Below are 18,552 nucleotides of genomic sequence, written 5' to 3'. Positions count from 1 at the left end.
ATGTCAATATAATACCATCAATTCCCGGAACTTGTCAACCCCCTCGGTTGTTCTGGGGGGACATTTTTTAAAAATTGACTAAAAAATCAACTTAGTAGAAATGGAGAACCCCCCGTCAAAGGTAGGTTATAGGTTATAGGTCAACGGGGGGGAATCAGTTAAGGAACAACTAAGACAGGACAGGGAGAGAGATTAATCACACGGTTAGTGATACTGTCAGCAACACCTTCTTCTGTAAGTCCAGTGCCGCGACTACCCATCACAATCAGATCAGCATCAATCTCATCAGCCACATCACAGATAGTAAAAGCAGGTTTACCTTCACGTTCAATGAGTTTGGCATCAATCCCTAGCTTAGAGAAGATACCATGAGCCTCCTGTAAAAGTTGGCTCACCGTATCAGGGGAAGTCATCGGTTCAGAATGGGGAGGTTCCCCGTCTGGTTCTTTTGGTTCAACAACAGCGAGAAGATAGAGGTTAGACTGATAGGTTTGGACAATATTAATGACCCTTTCAGCCGCCTCGCGGGCTTCCCGACTTTGATCTATAGCAAATAAAACGGTCTTAAACATATCTCGCATCTCCAAGACGCGGACTTAGGTAGAATGTTTACAGTGAACGATTTGATGGCTGGTAGGCCAGCGGGTTGGTAACAACCTAGGGGCCATTTAACCAATAACCCTCACCGTTCCCATTTAATTTCGATTAAACCAGAATAAACGATCAACGAGGTTAATCCTGTGGCTAAAAAAACTGTAGCAAATCTGTCAGCATCAGAACTATCCGGTAAGAAAGTGCTGGTGCGTGCTGACTTTAACGTACCCCTTGATAATGGCTCTATTAGTGATGATACCAGGATTCGGGCGGCTCTGCCTACCATTCAAGATCTGACCTCTAAAGGGGCTAAAGTGATTCTGAGCAGCCACTTTGGCCGTCCCCAAGGTCAAGTAGTTGAATCAATGCGCTTAACTCCTGTGGCGGCGCGTTTGTCGGAACTTTTGGGCAAAACCGTTAAGAAATGTGACGATTGCATTGGAGAGGAAGTCGCCGTAGCAGTGGGGGCCATGAGTGATGGCGATGTGCTGTTACTGGAAAATGTTCGCTTCCATGCAGCCGAAGAGAAAAATGATCCGGAATTTGCCAAGCAGTTGGCTTCGGTAGCGGATCTGTATGTAAATGATGCTTTTGGTACTGCACACCGCGCCCATGCTTCCACTGAAGGGGTGACTAAATATCTGAGTCCCTGTGTGGCGGGTTATTTGATTGAGAAGGAATTGCAGTTCCTCCAAGGGGCGATTGAAAGCCCTCAACGTCCCCTAGCAGCGATTATTGGTGGTTCTAAGGTATCTAGCAAAATTGGTGTCATTGAAGCGTTACTTGACAAATGCGACAAGTTGTTGCTGGGTGGCGGCATGATTTTCACATTCTACAAAGCCAGGGGGCTGAGTGTGGGTAATTCCCTGGTGGAAGAAGATAAGCTGGAGTTGGCTAAGTCCCTGGAAGCGAAGGCGAAAGAAAAAGGGGTAACTATGTTGTTACCTACAGATGTGGTTTTGGCTGATAAGTTTGCGGCTGATGCTGATTCTCAAACTGTTAGCGTTGAAGCAATTCCTGATGGTTGGATGGGATTGGATATTGGCCCTGATTCGGTTAAGGTTTTCCAAGAAGCCTTGGGAGACTGCAAAACTGTCCTCTGGAATGGTCCTATGGGAGTGTTTGAGTTTGAGAAGTTTGCGGCGGGTACTCGGGCGATCGCTCAAACTTTGGCAGAACTAACCAGCACCGGTACTACTACAATTATCGGTGGCGGCGACTCGGTGGCGGCTGTGGAACAATTGAATTTGGGTGAAAAGATGAGCCACATTTCTACAGGTGGTGGGGCTAGTCTGGAACTCCTCGAAGGGAAGCAACTTCCCGGTATTGTGGCTTTAGATGATGCCTAATTGCCGTTGGTAAAAGGATTTTGGGGTAAGTCTGTAAGTGCGATCGCTTACCCCAACACACCTATTTAGAACTGACCCACCGCGTTGAAAATGCTTGTGGAGTCGGTAGTCGCGGGAGTTTCAAGAGTCCGATCATGGTCAATCAATGTTCGGGAATGTTCAGCTTAAATGAATCAGTAATTGAGTGCTATAGTAAAGTTGAAATAAGCAAGAATCCCCCGTTAGATGGCTCTAGCAATTAACGGCGGAAGTATCAAACTATAAAATATCCCATTACTTCGACGAGGTGGGAAGTGGGTGTCTAATGGTCTAGCTTGGTTCGCTTACTCGGTGGATGAACTCAAAAGTAGGAAGCCAGAGACAGCGGTGGTGAGTTTGTGCAACTTGTCTTCAGATTCTAGGAAGTTTGAGGAAGTACCCCAAGGAAGTCGCAAGACTTAGCGCCGGGTAGCTTAATACTGAGGATAATTTCTTTGAGTGTGGGGGAGAAGCAACGGAGGGCAGCAAAATGCTTCAGTTCCATAACATCCTCAGATCTAAACTGGGACGCTACCTAACTATCAATATGGTTGCGCTTCTGGTCTATCTGGGGCTAATCTGGATCACCATTGAGACTTTAATGCTCAATGCCATGGAAGCCATATTATGGCCAGCGGCGGGATGGTCTTTAGTGGTTTTAATCTGGTGGGGGGGTAAATGTTGGCCGGGAATTGTTCTCGGTGCTTTGTTTTCTAACTATTGGCTGACGGGTCACTACGGTTATCTGGGATTCATTAGGACTCTGGGAACCCTCCTAGAAGCTGGCGCGGGTTGGTGGATGTTAAAAAGGATCGGTTTCTCTCCGGCTTTAGCCCGCCTCAAGGATGTACTGGGACTAGCTATTCTAGCTGGAGCCCTCTCGAGTCTGATTAATTCTACTATTACTCCGATCGCATTATTAATCGCTGGAGAAATTAAACCCGATACATTAATCGATATTTGGGTAACATGGTGGCTGGGAGATACCATTGGCGTTCTGCTATTAGCCCCGGTACTTCTGACTTGGGCTCATCGATTTCGGATTAAATATCAACAGACCAGAGACTTGCAGGAGTCAACTGGCAATTATTGGAGTTGGCTATTACCAGAAAGCTGGGAAATTCTCAAAAACCCCAAGCAACAGCTATGGCTGCCTAAATTATTCAGCTATCTGGAAATAACCATCTGGTTCCTACTATTTTCGGCTTTGAATTGGTTTGTATTCTGTTCCAGAACCCGGGTTCTCACTATTCACTACCCCCTAGAGTACCTGCCATTTCCACTATTAGTCTGGGCTTCCCTGCGTTTTGGTCAGCGAGGAACTGCGATCGCTCACTTATTAACGGCAACATTTGCCGTCTGGGGTGTCCTACGGGGTAGTGGTCCTTTTATGAACAACCTTAACGAAAATCCCCAAGTCTTTTCTCTACAAGCCTTTATTTTGGTGATGACTGTCACCGGTTTATTTTTGGCGGGTGCGGTGGAAGAACGACAAACTGTAGAAGCCTCTCTACGTTCGGGGGAAGCTAGTTTAGCTACCGCTCAACGTATTGCTAAGTTAGGACACTGGGAATTAGATATCCCACAACTAACCTGTACTTGGTCTGATCAGTTGTACCGCATTTTTGGCGTTAATCCTCAGCAAGTGACTCCCAGCATTGATAGCTTGATGCAATATATCCATCATCAGGATCGCCCACGGGTGGAAAATGCTATTTCTCAAGCTATCTCAGAGCAAATTCCCTATTCTATAGATTATCGGATTGCACGCCCTGACGGTCAAGAACGATTTGTGGTTGAACAGGCGATCGTTACTCCTACCCATATTACTAGCACTGTTCAGGATATCACGGAACGCAAACGAGCCGAAATTGCTTTAAGAGCTAGTGAGGAAAGGTTTTCGCGGGTGTTTAAGGCTAGTCCCATTGGTATTAGTATTACTACTGTTGAAGAAGGCCGATTTGTGGATGTCAATGATAGTTTTCTTCAGCAATTGGGGTGGAGTCGAGAACAGGTCATTGACCGCACTTTTGAGGATTTGGAAATGTGGGATGCTGAACAGATTAACCCCATTTTACAAAGGATTACTAATGGCGATCGCCTCAGTAATTTAACCGTTCAAGTTCGCCATAAATCAGGAGCAATTCGAGATTGGTTAATCGCCATTGAACCTATCCAATTAGAAAATACTCCCTGTTTGCTTATTCTGGCTAGTGATATCACTGAACATAAGCAGGCTGAGGAACTCCGTAGAGCTAAAGAAGCTGCTGAACAGGCTAACCAAGCTAAAAGCCTATTTTTAGCTAACATGAGTCATGAACTTCGCACTCCCTTAAATGCTATTCTTGGCTACAGTGAATTACTACAAGAAGACGCTGAAGACCTCGGACAGGATGATTGGGTGGCAGACTTGAAAAATATCCACGTGGCTGGTCAACATCTCCTCACCTTAATTAGTGATATTCTCGATTTTTCTAAGATTGAAGCTGGCCGCATGAATTTTCACTTGGAAAAATGTCAAATTAATACCTTGCTTTGGGAAGTGGAAACTACTATAGCACCCTTGGCAGACAAAAATCATAATCAATTTACCCTAGAGGTTGCGCCCGGTCTTGACTTGATGTATACTGATTTAACCAAGGTGAGACAGTCACTGCTTAATCTGTTAAGTAATGCCTGTAAATTTACCGAACAAGGACAGGTGACTTTACGAGTATGGAAACAGTTAATTCCCGCCACAGATTTACCGGATTTACCCGTTTATCACTCCCTAGAATCTCCCGAAGAAGAACTCTCAGAAATTCCCTTTATCTTTTTTCAAGTTCAGGATCACGGAATTGGTATGAATGAGCGACAAATCGCCACGGTTTTTAGCCCCTTTACCCAAGCTGATGAAAGTACAACCCGTAAATATGGGGGGACTGGTTTAGGACTTTCTATCACCCATAAATTATGTCAGATGATGGGTGGTGACCTCTGGGTGGAAAGTGAGTTAAACAAAGGGTCAACCTTCACCATGCGATTACCTCAATATATGTATCAGGGACAAAATCAAACTTGAACATTTCACTTAACTATTAATCCACTATTAACTATTTTCCCAGATTATGACAATTCAATGGTATCCCGGTCATATTGCTAAAGCTGAACGCACCCTCACAGAACAACTTAAACGAGTTGATGTTGTCCTGGAAGTTCGCGATGCTCGTATTCCCTTGGCTACTCACCATCCTAAAGTATCTCAATGGGTATCCCAAAAGCCACGATTATTGATTATTAATCGCCAAGATATGATTCCTCCCCATATACAACAACAATGGCAACAGTGGTTTGAGGAACACCAGGAAATCCCCTATTTTACCAATGCTCAACAGGGAGATGGGGTCGATGCAGTAGTACGCGCTACTAAACAGGCTGGGGAACAGTTGAATCAAAAACGTCAGCAACGGGGAATGTTGCCCCGACCTGTCCGGGCTGTGGTGATTGGATTTCCCAATGTCGGTAAGTCGGCTTTGATTAATCGACTTTTGGGGCGGCGAGTGGTAGAAAGCGCTCGACGGGCTGGGGTGACTCGAAAGTTACAGTGGGTCAGGATTTCTAAGCAAATTGAATTGTTGGATGCGCCAGGGGTCATTCCTAGCCGTATTGAAAATCAACAGGATGCTCTCAAGTTGGCGATTTGTGAGGATATTGGTGAGGCGGGTTATGATAACCAACGGGTGGCCGCGGGTATGGTCGATTTGTTTCAAGATCTCCAAATTCACCATAAACTGACCGATCGCTATTCTCTGGCGATCGCTTCGGAAAATGGAGAGTCTTATCTACAAGCCTTGGCTGATCAACGCTTTCAAGGAGATTTGGAACGCACCGCACGACAACTACTTAATGATTTTCGCAAGGGCTTATTAGGCGCGATCGCTTTGGAAATTCCACCATCTTGATTTTACTCAGTTTGACAGCACATACCATAAATCACTGTTTTTGTCAAGTCGCCGATTTTCGATCGCTCCGAATTTCCCCAAAACTCGTGCATCGCTAAACTTGAAATTCCTACTGCGATCGTCTAAAGCTCACCATATAATCGTCTTTTGGGGCTATATTTTGCTTAGTTCACGTAAAACTCCTGGGAGGGTTGGAAGCTCCGTGATTGATCGCGGAGAGGAAAACCGACTCAAGCGGCTGACCGCCGCCAGCACCCCCTTGCGGGGTGGAGGGGTATGGTTGCCCCTCCATGGAGCTATGGTTGGCTCCGACTCCCTTGCGGGGTAATGTTTGCTTCGCTAATGTTCAGAGTCGGTACTTTCCAAATCGCACTGTCTTAACCCCTTAGGACTGTTTAACGATTTGGTTCTAGTGCCTGGAACTAGCACGCATTCCAGGGTAGGAACTTTAACTCTTGCTCTGAACGTAGCCAGTTAAGGCTTAAGCTGGTCAGCTACCTGAAAGCGGGGGGCAGGAAGCCCCCGTGCTTCAGCCGGGGGTGCTGACATAAACCCCAGTGGATTTTTATTTACATAAATCTACCACAACCCCCATTCTGTCGTCAACTATTTGATAATCACTAGCAATAAAAATGTCATAAATATTTACAATCTTTTAAATATTAAAACTATTTGCAAATTTTAAATTAGCAAAACTTATCGCCGCCCGGCTTTTTGGGGAAGGGGGGTTGACAATTTGGGGGAAAATCGGATATACTTTTATTATAATGGTAATCTGTCTTCCAAAAAAATATATATAAATATTACAATTATGGTATATATAACCTATAATATCAGAAAATAGAGGATAATGTCAACCCCTTTTGAATAGAAAAATCGGGTTATTATGGATGATAGTGTATGATGAGTACAATTTGCCCTAGTCGATAATTTGAGTGTGGTGTGATGAAACCGATTTACATTTTAGGTGCAGGTCCAGCGGGGTTAGCTGCGGCTTATACTCTCACCAGTCAGGGAATTCCTGTAGTAGTAGTAGAAAGAGATAAGCGGGTGGGGGGACTAGCGAAAAGTATCGAGTATGAAGGGTTTATTCTCGATTTCGGACCCCATCGATTTTTCACCAAATTATCGCCTGTGGTGAAACTATGGAATCAAGTATTAGGAAAAGACCAGGTAACAGTTAATCGACTTACCCGCATTTATTACGGGGGAAAATACTTTAGTTATCCTCTCCAAGCCAAACAGGTGCTTTCCGCGTTGGGGTTATTAGAGACAGTTAAAATACTTTCGTCTTATGTGAAAGTGCGTTTATTTCCTAAACCCCAGCCCGATAATTTTTCCGAGTGGGTGATTGGTAAATTTGGGAGACGGCTGTTTGAGATTTTCTTTGAAAGTTACACCGAGAAACTTTGGGGAATTCCTTGTACAGAAATTAGCGCCGACTGGGCGGCACAAAGAATTAAGGGTTTGTCCTTATATAAAGCGGTGGTTAATGCCTTATTGGGAAATGATGGTAAAGTCAAAACCTTGATTGACCAATTCCAATTTCCTCGGTTGGGTTCTGGTCAACTTTATGATAAAATAGCTGATTATTTAAATCAGCATCAGCAGCCTTTATTACTGAATACCGAAGTGATTGAGGTACATCATAATGATGGTGAGGCTACCCATGTGACTGTCCGCAACCGTGAGACTAAAGAAGTGCAAACTTTTCCCTGTGGGGGGGTGATTTCTTCTATTCCGTTAACTTTATTGGTGGAAGAGTTGAAAACAGCACCGCCTCAGCCAGTGATAGAATCAGCGCGATCGCTTAAATTTCGGAATACCATTTTAGTCTATTTAATTATTGATGATGGTCATTTATTCCCCGATAACTGGCTATATATTAATGACCCCAGGGTGAAATTAGGAAGGGTGACAAATTTTGCCAATTGGTCGCCGGAAATGTTACCCAATAATCATCAAACTCCCCTCTGTTGTGAGTATTGGTGCAATTTTGATGATCAGTTATGGAATTGTCCAGAGGAGGACCTGCGACGCATGGCGCAAGCCGACCTGATGAAAATTGGATTACTCCAAAAGCAGCAGGTTTCTGGGGGGTTTGTTGTGCGTTTACCTCGGACTTATCCGATATATGCCGGAAATTATAAAGCCTCTTTAGCAACCATTGAGGAGTATTTTAAAGGCTTCCAGAATTTGCAGTTGGTCGGTCGATATGGTGCATTTAAGTATAATAATCAAGACCATAGCCTCTTGATGGGAATTTTGGCGGCGGAAAATGTCATGACCCCCGGAAAACATAACCTCTGGAATGTCAATAGTGATAGTGAATATGTCGAGGAAGCCGAAGCCGACACCCCCACCACTGTGGCGGCGGTTTCCCGAAAGTCTCGCCGTCGTCAGGCGATCGCTACTTTGCGACAGTTTGGCGGTTATTTACTCACCGGGGGAAGTGCGACAGTTGTAGATGTTTTGGTGTTTTCTCTTCTTACCCAGGCGGGAATTTGGTATGTTTACGCCTTGGGAATTAGTTACTTTTTGGGATTAAGTACCAATTTCTGGTTAAGTCGTCGGTTTGTGTTTGGTATTTACTGGCGTAATTGGTTGATGCAATATGGGGTGTTTGCGACAGTCGCCTTAAATAGTTTATTGGCGAATTTGGGGTTATTACAATTGTTGATTAATGAATTGGGATGGTCTCCGACCCCAGCTAGACTCGTAAGCGCCGCCTGTGTAGCCTTAATTAGTTTTACCGGACATAAGCTATATTCCTTTTCGTCTGGCGATCGCGTTTCCAGTTGGGAGTCTTAGGTAAAAATGAGCGATCGCAAATTTACCCCGTCACCAAGTTTAGCTGTAGTCCTGATCATTACCCTTACCAGTTGGATGATTTTTGTTCCCCTGGTCAACCCCATTGCTATCCCTCTCGGAAACAATACCACCGGGGTAATTTCCCAAGCCAGCATTGAAAATATCAGTCCCTATACAGATTATCTCAAATATCTGATTTTGCTATTTACTCCCCCCCTGCTAACTCTGATAGTTTGGAAATTTGGGAAAATATCGCTGGGAGAATATCTCCATTCTGTCATTAACATTACCGCCAAAACTCTCAGCCAAAATTGGTTTTTAGCAACCGTTACTGGAATTTTACTCTTAGCTTGGGTCATTAATATTCCTTTCAATCAGTTTCCAATTACCTCCCTTTTGCGGGACTCCTTCCACGAGGGAGAATTTTTAGGATTTTGGCCGAATTTCTCCCAACTGGAAAAGCCATTTATTAATACCGTCTTAATTCATGGCTATGGTATGGATGTTTTCCCCACAGAAGTAGCCATGAGGTTGATTAGCAATGATAATGGAATTGCATTGACTCGGCTATTTGTTAATCTCCAAAATGCACTCACTGCTGTAGGCTATTTTTGGATTTTGTGGGAAATCACTGGGTTAGTAGGATTAAAAAAGTCAAAATTACCCATTTTTTTACTCTTCTGTTTATTCGCGTGTGTTTTTGATGGCATTTTCTTCAAGTTTGACGGAAGGCGAGGGACTTGGTTTGTCTTTCAACTCGCCATCACTCTCCGTTATTTTCGCCTATTTATACCCTGGGAAAAGCCAGAAGACTTAAAATCTAATCATGTCCAAGATAACCGCCATTTTCATAGCCGACAAGCCATAATTTTATCCCTGTTGGTGGGGTTGTCTATTCCTGGGGGTTTTTTATATGTGTATGACCGCGCCATATATTTCCTAGCCGTTTATTTGATTACCTGTATCATCAGCCTATTTTTACCTTCCCCAATTCGCAAGACTTGGTTAACTGTAACTTCCACCGGGGTAGTAGTTTCCTTCACGGCGATCGCCATTTTTTTAGGACTAGATCAAGTCAATGCGATCGCCTCTCAAATCGCCTACTGGGGAAAATATGGTCGCTACATTTCCTTCATTCCCCTTCCCCCCTTCCAAATGACCTTTATCTCTCAAAAATTCTGGCTATCTATTCTCATTCAAGCCGGAGTTTTAACCTATCTCACCTGGGACTTAATCAACCATAAATTCCAACTAAAACCCTTTGTCCGCAAACATTTATTTACCCTAATTCTCCTATCCGCCGCCGGGGTTTATATGAGAATAACCTTAGACCGCAGTGATTTAGGTCATGCTTATCACGGCGCAATGATGACAGCATTGTTAAGTGTATATTTATTACTCTTGGCTTATCGGCGATATCTGGAAAATCCCCTACATAAATTAACCCTAACTTTGCCGCAAAAGCTGAGTATAGGCGTGTTATTGATATTTATTCTGACCTCAGAATCTGGTTTTAATGTCCTGGAAGCATCCCAGAAACTCTCGCGCCTCCCAGCCGCTATCTCTATCCCTGATGCTGAATTACTCAAACCCGATTATTTAGAAGCCAAAAATGTCATGTCAGCCGAAATAGCCAATCAATCCTGTTTTTTTAATGTTACATCAGAGGGATTGTGGTATTATCTATATAATAAGCCATCCTGTTCTAAATATAGCTATGTTCTGTATGCCAAACCTACCGTCGCCCAAAAGCGGGTAATTGAAGACTTGGAAACGACCCAACCGCCCATAATTTTATTAACTAATGATGGCTGGTTTCAAAACCCCTGGGATGAAGTCTTAAAAGCCGATTCAGCCTCTCTAATTTATCAATACATTTTACAACAATATCGCCCTCACAAATTCGTCCAATCCCATTGGTTTTGGCGACGGAGTGATATGCCCCCAACTTTCGCCACTACCGACCAATTTAATGGCGCAATTGATGTCATTCCAGAATCACCAATTCGGGTAGGTCAACCCTCAGTTTTAACCGGGTGGGGAGTAATTCCCGAAACCCGAAAACCTGCTGATGCTGTTTATCTCAGTGTCGGGGAGAATAACCAGTTAATTGCTGTGGGAGAGGTAAATATTCCTCGCTGGGATGTTGCTAGTGTTTTAGGAATTCGTGAATATGCACAATCTGGCTGGAGGCTAAGGATTCCCACCGCTAGTTTACCCTCTGGCGAAATATCTTTAAAGGTTTGGGCTTATAATTCCGAAAACCACCAGCTAACCCAAATTGGAGAAGCCATTGATATCATTAAACTGAGTCAGGATGGGGCTAGGACCTGATGAGTCCGGTCAATTACCCCATATCTATGGAAGATTCAGCCAATCAATTGACAACAACTCCACATCTGGGGTTATAGTATAAATCCCCTAAATCCCAATTGATTGTATAGGCAGTGTGGGGTGTGCCTAATTTCCTGGAGATATCGTGAATCATCTGATAGAATGGAACGCAAGCTGCGTTGACCCAGAGCTAACTCAATTAAATGTTATTCCCCTAGAAGGCGATCGCCCTTTAGATTATCTGCTGTATGCCGACAACCTACCCAGACGCAATGGTGGTCGAGTATGCGATCGCATTCTTAAACGCTATAGTCATGTTAACCAAGGGGGCTGGTGGTGTTCAGGTGTCGATATCTTAACCGGAAACGAGGATCTGTGGGGATGCTTCAAACCCGCCAAACCTCGCCTTAGCAGTCACAGCAATAAACCCATAAAATACGAACATCCTCCCCAAACCGCCACCGGAATTTTTGCCTTGCGAGTCTCCCAATCAATTTGGGAAGCGATCGCCCATCGTCACAGTTTAACCATTTCCCCCGAAGCCATACAACCAGACCGCGCCGATTTAGGATTTTGGGAGTGGGTCATTGATCATCACGAAATTCCCATCTGTATCACCGAAGGCGCAAAAAAAGCCGGATCACTACTTACTGCTGGATACCCAGCCATAGCCCTTCCCGGTATTAACGGCGGCTATCGAGTCCCGCGAGACCAATGGGGAAACCGCATCGGAAAATCTCAGTTAATTCCAGAATTACAAAAACTAGCCAGCCAAGGTCGCCAAATCTATATTGTCTTTGATAGCGATACCAAACCTAACACCATCAAAGCCGTAGACGCAGCTATCCGCCAAATGGGATATCTTCTCAGCCGCAGAGGTTGCCATACTAAAGTCATTACCTGGAAACCCCAATTAGGGAAAGGTGTTGATGATCTCATTGCGACCCAAGGAGTAGAAGCCCTACATCAAGCCTATCAAGCCGCTACACCCCTGGAAACCTGGCGCGCCATCTCCCACTCACGCTTGACCTATTCCGCCGATTTAAACCTCAATTGTCCCTATCTCCCAGAGGATTTAGCTATCCCTCAAGCCTCCCAATTGGTGGCGATTAAATCCCCCAAAGGTAGCGGGAAAACTAGACTCCTAGAAAATCTCGTTAAACAAGCCAGTGATAAAGGTCAGTCTGTCCTGGTTATCGGTCATCGTATCCGCTTAGTAGAATCTCTCTGTCAGCGGTTTGGTTTAAACTATATGAAAGCCGGAATGGGGACGGTTATCAGTCGTCCTGGGGAGGGTTATGGATTATGTATTGATTCCCTGCATCCCTCTTCCTCCCTGGGTTTTAACCCCAATAATTGGTCTAATACTTTGGTGATTTTTGATGAAGTTGAACAGATAATTTGGCATGGTCTAAATTCCGACACCTGTCGCCAATATCGAGTCGCTATATTGCGATCGCTAAAAGTTTTATTGCAAAATGTCTTCATGTCCAATGGTCGGGTAGTTATCGCTGATGCTGACCTCAGTGATACTACTATTGATTATCTCAAAGCCTTATCGGGAATTCCCCTAACTCCCTTTATTATCGAAAACCATTTTCGACCTGCTGCTGATCAGGCTTGGAATGTTTATCACTATGGCGGTCATACTCCTAAACAATTAGTTAAAGACCTAGAAAATCATCTCGCTAATGGCGGTCGTCCCTTTGTGTGTTTGTCCGCCCAAAAGTTAGCTAGTAAGTGGGGGACTTCCACCTTAGAAGCCTATTTTAAAGCGCAATTTCCTCAACTGAAAATCCTCCGTATTGATTCCCAGTCTTTGGCTGACCCTCATCATCCCGCCTACGGTTGCATCAACCGACTTAATCATATTTTAGCAGATTATGATCTGGTTTTGGCTTCCCCTGCTATTGAAACTGGGGTGAGTATTGATTTAAAAGGTCATTTTACCTCAGTATGGGGTATCGCCCAAGGGGTTCAATCTGAAAATTCTGTGCGTCAGGCTTTGGCTAGAATTCGCGAAAATATCCCTCGACATCTGTGGATAGCTTCCCACGGTTTAAATAGGTTGGGAAATGGCGCTTTATCTATGGCTTCCCTGCTGAGTTGTAGCCATCGCTTAACTCAGTTAAACATTCGTTTATTACAACAGTCCGATTTTGATGATTTAGATGATTTGGAAATGGGGTTTCAAGCTGAGTCTTTAATGTGTTGGGCTAAAATTGCCGTCCGGTTTAATGCTACTATGACCCGCTATCGGGAATCTGTATTGGCTGGCTTGGAAGCTGAAGGTCATCAATTATCACCCGTTTCTCCCCCTTGCGAAACTTCTGATTCTGATTTGGTGGCTGACCATCACCTTAAACCTAGTTTAACTGATTTGATTGACGCTGTGCGCGATCGCAATTATCAGACCGAATGCTGGGCTATATCTAACGCTACAGATTTAAGTGATTTGGCATATCATGTTTTGCAAAAAAAAGTGTTTAAAACTCCTGCTGAAAGTCAATCTTTACGCAAACATCAGTTAAAATTGCGCTATGGTATTCCCGTTAATCCTGAATTGATAACTAAGGATGACCAGGGATGGTATGAAAAATTAAAATTGCATTATTTCTTAACTGTGGGTCGCCCTTTCCTGTCCGCGAGAGATGCGCGAATAGCACAGGATTTGGGACAACGAGGAAAAGGTAGTTTATTTGGTCCTGATTTTAACCGATCGCAATTAGGCGCGGTCGTCGCTACTCTGGAATTATTACGCTTTCCTACTTTATTACAACAGGAAAATCGGGAGTTTAAAAATACTGATCCTGATTTACAGCAAATGGCGAAGCTGGCTTTAGGCGATCGCACTGCTATTAAGTCTATTATCGGAATAGGGTTAGCACCACGATCTACCCCCATTATGGTATTAAGTCGCTTTCTTGATCAAATTGGCTATGGCTTAAAATGCGATCGTCTCGAAACTTATGCCAAAAAACGACATCGGGTCTATCAATTACTTATCCCTGATGATGACAGAAATCTTGTCTTTCAACAATGGTTGAATCATTCTGGGGGTTGACAACTGTTGTCGAGTCGTGATAGGCTATTGACATATAGTTTATAGCATAATGGATAATTGACCCAAAAAATAAAATTGCTAATATTCCCATTATGTAACATAGTACCACGAGCCACCTACAAAATCAACCCCCCCAGTGCCAAAAAGCCGTTTTTTCTAACACTTCTTAATTTTTTGTTACATAAATTAACACAATAGCCGATATAGAGACAGGGGGTGGTTTGTGTATGGGGTGAGATCAACCGCCAATTCCCAAGCGACTGGCTAAGGTAGGGGTAAGGGGAAAGAGGGTAATAATCATCATAAAGATAGCCAGGAGTCCCAAAGCGGCGCGGGTGTCGTCGGGTTCAGTGAGTTCATTAAGGCTAGGACGTTCGAGGTTACGCTGTAAAATCAGGATAACCGCCGCCCAATACAAAGCCAGGGGATTGACCAAAGAAGCGATCGCCAAAACAATAAAAGTAGCAAAAGTAGACCTTCCAGCGACTTTGCGCCCAAAGATAGACTGGATAATGCGACCACCATCTAACTGTCCGGCTGGCATTAAATTAATAGCAGTAATCACCAAGCCTAGCCAACCAATAATAGTCAAGGGATGAACATCGACAATACTTTGTTTGAGGGCGTTTCCGAGAATCAATTTGGAAAGTAGCCCGACCAAAACAGAACCCTGGAAAAAGCTAGTGGGAACTTGAAACAAACTACCTTGGTGGGAAAGTATCAATCCAGCCAATAGCATAAGTAGTGATAACAAACCCCCGGCGGCGGGTCCAGCTAGGGCGACATCAAATAAAACCTTCCGGTTGGGAAGTAGAGACTCAAATCGGTTAAAAGCGCCAAAGGTGCCGATTTGTACAGTAGGAATGAAAAAGGGGAGACTAAATTTAACCTGGTGGCGGTTGGCGATAACTTGATGGGCGATTTCATGGGCGGCGAGAACCGATCCTATACCGATCGCAATAGGTAAGACTTCCCCATAACGATTATGTTCACCAAAGAAGTCGAAGCCCAAAAGTAGACCCCCGGCTTGAAAAATAGTGGCGACTGTAATCACCAGTAAAACCAGGGCGAGGATTTTTTGTCCATCTGTAGCGGGTTGGGGGTCTTTGCTACTGGGAAGGACAATGACAACGGGTTTACCGTCAGGATTTTCGATTAAAAATAAACGGAAGCGATCGCCCATTTTTTCTTGAAGGCTGCGGCTGAGACGACCATGGACCTCTTCCGGGTCACTGCGAAGGTTCCCCTTAAAAATCACTCCCTCTTGATAGGGGAAAGTTTCCGTGGCGAAAAAGGTATCAATGCCAAAAATACCTTGGATAACTTTTAGGTCTTCTGGGTTGATAGCTGTAGTTTCAGTTTGGGGAGTCCCTGGTGTTTCCCGGCTGGTGTCGCTGAGGTTAACAGCTTCTGGGGTAGGAGTTTCCCCCTCTTGAGGAATCTGTGGGTTGTTGTCATCTAATTCTTCAGCCAGCGATCGCAGTTTTCGCCCCAAGTAAATGTAAATACCCGTGGCGGCGACGAATAACAGCAGAATGCTGACAAAGTTAATATAGATGCCAAAGGCAGTTAGCCCAAAAAATAATAGCCAGGGTCCCATCAGAGATACTGACTGTAGCCATGAGAGAATGCCAGCTTTTCCATAAGGTCTAGCGCGGTAGTACCCCCAAGTCAGAATCCCTAGGGAAATTAGTAAGATAAAAATTGTAGTGTTGTCCGATGCAATAAACATTCTCTTCCTTTTTGTCGAGTCCCAAAAATCAGGCGATCGCGTCTTTTAGTTCCTTTTAATACAATAACCGTTCTGAGAAACAAGACGAGAACCCACAACAGTCTAATTTGCTTCCGAGTCAGCCTCCGGCGAAGGTTCACCAGCATTTTTTTCGGTAAGTTCCCTCCCTTGTACCATATCGCGCCGGGTGGCTTCCCGTAGTTGTTCCCGCAGGGCTGGCATTACCGCTAACGCCCTAGTCCAGTCAGGAATTTGCGCCCCCGCTGGGTTGCGGAAATATTCGTCCCCGGCTTCTGCGATCACCTGTTCAAAGATTTCTACAGTCATTTCTTCCTGGTGGCGATCGTAGTGTAGGTTATTAAATCGGGCATCAAGAAAATATTGTCTCGTGTAGTCTTGTGCTTCTCGCCGAAATTTTACCCGCAAAGTATGGATTTGTTCCCGGCTAATGGTAACTCTTTCCATTTCTACTAGGGTTCTGAGAATTGAACGGAAAATATCCCGGCACATCTTCCGCAGGCCTTCATTGCTGGATCTTCCTAGGCTTTGATGTTTATGGTCGAAAATCCCTAAGTCGATTTGGGCGATACGTTTATCGGCAACATTGCGGTAGACTTCTGCTAATAACCCGATTTCTAACCCCCAGTTACCCGGAATGCGAGTATTCAGGGCCAGGTCATCGGTCAGGGCAAATTCTCCCGACAGGGGGTAACGATAGGCGCTAAGATACCGGAGGTAATTGTTATAGCCAAATACATCCATCATTGCTGTCAGTAACGGTGTCACAAACAGACGCACTACCCGACCATGAAAACCTAGGGGTTCCCCTCCTATGCGCGCGTAGTAGGCTTTATTGAAGGCCAAGCCTAAGTCCTTCTCCACTAGGGGAAATAACAATTTGAGCGGATAGGATTTATCATAGGTGGTAATATCTGCATCATGGAGAGCGATCGCTTCCGCTTGCAGGGATGCTAAACCTAGTCCTAACCATACCGCTTGACCTTTACCTTTAAAACTCAATAGATCTAGCCCCTTTTCCCTTAATTTGTTCAAAAGTTGAGTCACGCGGGGTCCGTTTTCCCAAATTACTAGGGTCGGTTGGGGCATGATTTCAAAAAATTGAACCGTGCTGGCATATTGTTCTAAGGTGGTTGCTCGCACACATATTACAACAGTTCTGACAAATTCACAGTCTTTTAAGCAATCGCGAATTTGAGTCAGCGCCGGTCTTTCTAGTTCTTCATACAACGCCGGAATTAGGACGGCTGTTGGGGAAATTTCACTGAGTTGGGTTAAGCGACCTTCTAATAATTCTAGGTCACAGCCAAAATCGTGGATTGTGGTAATTAATTCTTGTTTATAATCCATAAAAAAAGCCCAACTCTCAAACCATTAGATGCTACAATTGTAGAATAGATGGTAACATTTTTATCTCGATATGGCTAGAATTGAACGAGACATTTTGCCGATCGCATAATCATTAAATATTGTTTAAGTTGACACTGCAAATTCTTCCGGGTCAATCCCCCAGTTCACCCACTTAATCGCCGCCCTAGCTGAGGTCATATCTGGGGGAACCCGCAGGACATGAATTGATTTGGTACTCCCACAGGTCATTTTTAATAATAAAATTGGCTCGTTTTCCTGATAGTTATCAATTTTTAATAAATTATATTCCCGCCAATTATCTAATTCTACCGAATCGAGTTCTTGGCAAATTCTGCCATAACCTATCCCCTCAATTAACACCCTTATTCGTTCCGCATTTGGTTCCGTTAATAACCATTGTGATTGCCATGGATTTGGGTGCAGTTTGCCGTATTTTTCCGGTAACCTTACCCCCTGGACGTGACAGCAAAATCCATCGGAAAATTCGATGGCGGCTTCCCCTTCGGCGTGGAGGCGATCGCTTTCATCCACACTATGACGGATTAACTCAACCCCCCATAGATAATCTTCTCGGAAAATCCAGCCATGATGGGCGTAGACCTGATAACCGTCCTCAAATACCATAGCGGGTTTGGCGATCGCGTGCAAGCGAGACCTGTTATCTGTTAACCTCGTGAAATCATGAGGCTGATTAGCTTTTTCCTTGGCTGATTTAATCAGACATCTCATCACTTCCATGTCCCATTGATTTAATTGGTTTCATATTCCCAGCTATCAGGTCAGCCATAGCGCATAACCACTACAAAAACTGTAATCAATTTTACCAAATTTGAGGATAGTTGCTAAGTGATCAACCAGAAATCGCAGATTTTGTTCAAATCAGACTTGCCAAAAAATTCGATTTGTAGTATGGCTTGGTGGAATGGCATAATCGTCCATTATATCAGTTTTCGGGAAAAATACAAATAAATAGTTAAGAATTATTGACCGGGAAAATCATCTGGAAAAAAAATATAAAAATGTCATTTTTATCTTACAATTTTAGGCTAGAAGAAATATGATAATGAATCAAATGGTGTGATCGATTGGTGGTTCAACGTCGCCATAGCTTGTCATTTATACCAAAAAGGTTTGATAATTTTTGATGGTAGAAATAACCGGATAGTTGAGGGAATCAGGCGAGGAATCAGCCAATTGATCCAAAAAAGGGAAATAGTCAATACAGATGCTACCAACAACGGAGGGAAACCGTTAGCCAGCTAAAGCGATCGCATCTGTGTGGGACCAGAGAAGCCGTCAACACTCATCAAATAACTTTGG

12 protein-coding genes are annotated in these 18,552 nt (G+C 44.1%); 7 read left to right on the top strand and 5 right to left on the bottom strand.

Annotation, left to right across the window (positions count from 1 at the left end; genetic code table 11):
• Nucleotides 1–158: 158 nt before the first annotated feature.
• Nucleotides 159–572, bottom strand: a complete 414-nt coding sequence (locus P5683_RS04395) for a universal stress protein (protein WP_006626245.1) — start codon at nucleotides 570–572, stop codon at nucleotides 159–161.
• A gap of 168 nt (nucleotides 573–740) precedes the next feature.
• Between P5683_RS04395 and P5683_RS04390 the strand changes: the two genes are divergently transcribed.
• Nucleotides 741–1,943 carry a phosphoglycerate kinase gene (locus tag P5683_RS04390; RefSeq protein WP_006626244.1) on the top strand — a complete coding sequence of 401 codons (1,203 nt, stop codon included), beginning with the start codon at nucleotides 741–743 and terminating at the stop codon, nucleotides 1,941–1,943.
• A gap of 397 nt (nucleotides 1,944–2,340) precedes the next feature.
• Here P5683_RS04390 and P5683_RS04385 read toward each other — a convergent pair whose 3' ends face one another.
• Complete coding sequence (locus P5683_RS04385; protein ID WP_281061072.1) at nucleotides 2,341–2,466, bottom strand: hypothetical protein; 126 nt, start codon at nucleotides 2,464–2,466, stop codon at nucleotides 2,341–2,343.
• Between P5683_RS04385 and P5683_RS04380 the strand changes: the two genes are divergently transcribed.
• The 6 genes from P5683_RS04380 to P5683_RS04355 all read left to right on the top strand — a co-directional run bounded on the left by P5683_RS04380 (nucleotide 2,452) and on the right by P5683_RS04355 (nucleotide 14,111).
• Nucleotides 2,452–5,022, top strand: a complete 2,571-nt coding sequence (locus P5683_RS04380) for an MASE1 domain-containing protein (RefSeq protein WP_006670070.1) — start codon at nucleotides 2,452–2,454, stop codon at nucleotides 5,020–5,022. The two genes, P5683_RS04385 and P5683_RS04380, sit on opposite strands and share 15 nt — an antisense overlap.
• 46 nt (nucleotides 5,023–5,068) lie before the next feature.
• Entirely contained in the window at nucleotides 5,069–5,902 is an 834-nt protein-coding gene (ylqF, locus tag P5683_RS04375) for a ribosome biogenesis GTPase YlqF (RefSeq protein WP_006626242.1), read from the top strand.
• Nucleotides 5,903–6,041: 139 nt separating this feature from the next.
• On the top strand, nucleotides 6,042–6,230 hold the full coding sequence (locus P5683_RS04370) for a hypothetical protein (protein WP_071776849.1): 189 nt from the start codon (nucleotides 6,042–6,044) through the stop codon (nucleotides 6,228–6,230).
• Between the two features lie 617 nt (nucleotides 6,231–6,847).
• A complete protein-coding gene (locus tag P5683_RS04365; protein ID WP_006670069.1) occupies nucleotides 6,848–8,713 on the top strand; it encodes a GtrA family protein in 1,866 nt (621 codons plus the stop codon).
• Nucleotides 8,714–8,719: 6 nt separating this feature from the next.
• Nucleotides 8,720–11,047: a hypothetical protein gene (locus P5683_RS04360; RefSeq protein WP_315639251.1), complete on the top strand. Its 2,328-nt coding sequence runs from the start codon at nucleotides 8,720–8,722 to the stop codon at nucleotides 11,045–11,047.
• Nucleotides 11,048–11,192: 145 nt separating this feature from the next.
• Entirely contained in the window at nucleotides 11,193–14,111 is a 2,919-nt protein-coding gene (locus P5683_RS04355; RefSeq protein ID WP_315639249.1) for a plasmid replication protein, CyRepA1 family, read from the top strand.
• 238 nt (nucleotides 14,112–14,349) lie between these two features.
• On the opposite strand, the gene P5683_RS04350 is transcribed toward P5683_RS04355, so the two are convergent.
• The 3 genes from P5683_RS04350 to P5683_RS04340 form a co-directional block, all read right to left on the bottom strand.
• A complete protein-coding gene (locus tag P5683_RS04350) occupies nucleotides 14,350–15,843 on the bottom strand; it encodes a site-2 protease family protein (RefSeq protein WP_006670066.1) in 1,494 nt (497 codons plus the stop codon).
• Nucleotides 15,844–15,945: 102 nt separating this feature from the next.
• Entirely contained in the window at nucleotides 15,946–17,211 is a 1,266-nt protein-coding gene (locus tag P5683_RS04345) for a hypothetical protein (RefSeq protein ID WP_006626235.1), read from the bottom strand.
• 123 nt (nucleotides 17,212–17,334) lie between these two features.
• Nucleotides 17,335–17,961, bottom strand: coding sequence for a DUF6745 domain-containing protein (locus P5683_RS04340; protein ID WP_006626234.1), 627 nt, complete (start codon nucleotides 17,959–17,961; stop codon nucleotides 17,335–17,337).
• Nucleotides 17,962–18,552 lie beyond the last annotated feature (591 nt).

Origin of the sequence: Limnospira sp. PMC 1279.21 (assembly GCF_032349615.1) — a bacterium.
GTDB lineage: Bacteria > Cyanobacteriota > Cyanobacteriia > Cyanobacteriales > Microcoleaceae > Limnospira > Limnospira fusiformis.
Note: the sequence above shows the minus strand (reverse complement) of the source record. Positions and strands in the feature narration are given on the sequence as shown.

Excerpts from the sequence above, each read along its gene's own strand:
- P5683_RS04395 (WP_006626245.1), bottom strand. The coding sequence starts at position 572 with ATGTTTAAGACCGTTTTATTTGCTATAGATCAAAGTCGGGAAGCCCGC.
- P5683_RS04380 (WP_006670070.1), top strand. The coding sequence starts at position 2,452 with ATGCTTCAGTTCCATAACATCCTCAGATCTAAACTGGGACGCTACCTA.
- P5683_RS04385 (WP_281061072.1), bottom strand. The coding sequence starts at position 2,466 with ATGGAACTGAAGCATTTTGCTGCCCTCCGTTGCTTCTCCCCCACACTC.
- ylqF (WP_006626242.1), top strand. The coding sequence starts at position 5,069 with ATGACAATTCAATGGTATCCCGGTCATATTGCTAAAGCTGAACGCACC.
- P5683_RS04365 (WP_006670069.1), top strand. The coding sequence starts at position 6,848 with ATGAAACCGATTTACATTTTAGGTGCAGGTCCAGCGGGGTTAGCTGCG.
- P5683_RS04360 (WP_315639251.1), top strand. The coding sequence starts at position 8,720 with ATGAGCGATCGCAAATTTACCCCGTCACCAAGTTTAGCTGTAGTCCTG.
- P5683_RS04350 (WP_006670066.1), bottom strand. The coding sequence starts at position 15,843 with ATGTTTATTGCATCGGACAACACTACAATTTTTATCTTACTAATTTCC.
- P5683_RS04345 (WP_006626235.1), bottom strand. The coding sequence starts at position 17,211 with ATGGATTATAAACAAGAATTAATTACCACAATCCACGATTTTGGCTGT.
- P5683_RS04340 (WP_006626234.1), bottom strand. The coding sequence starts at position 17,961 with ATGAGATGTCTGATTAAATCAGCCAAGGAAAAAGCTAATCAGCCTCAT.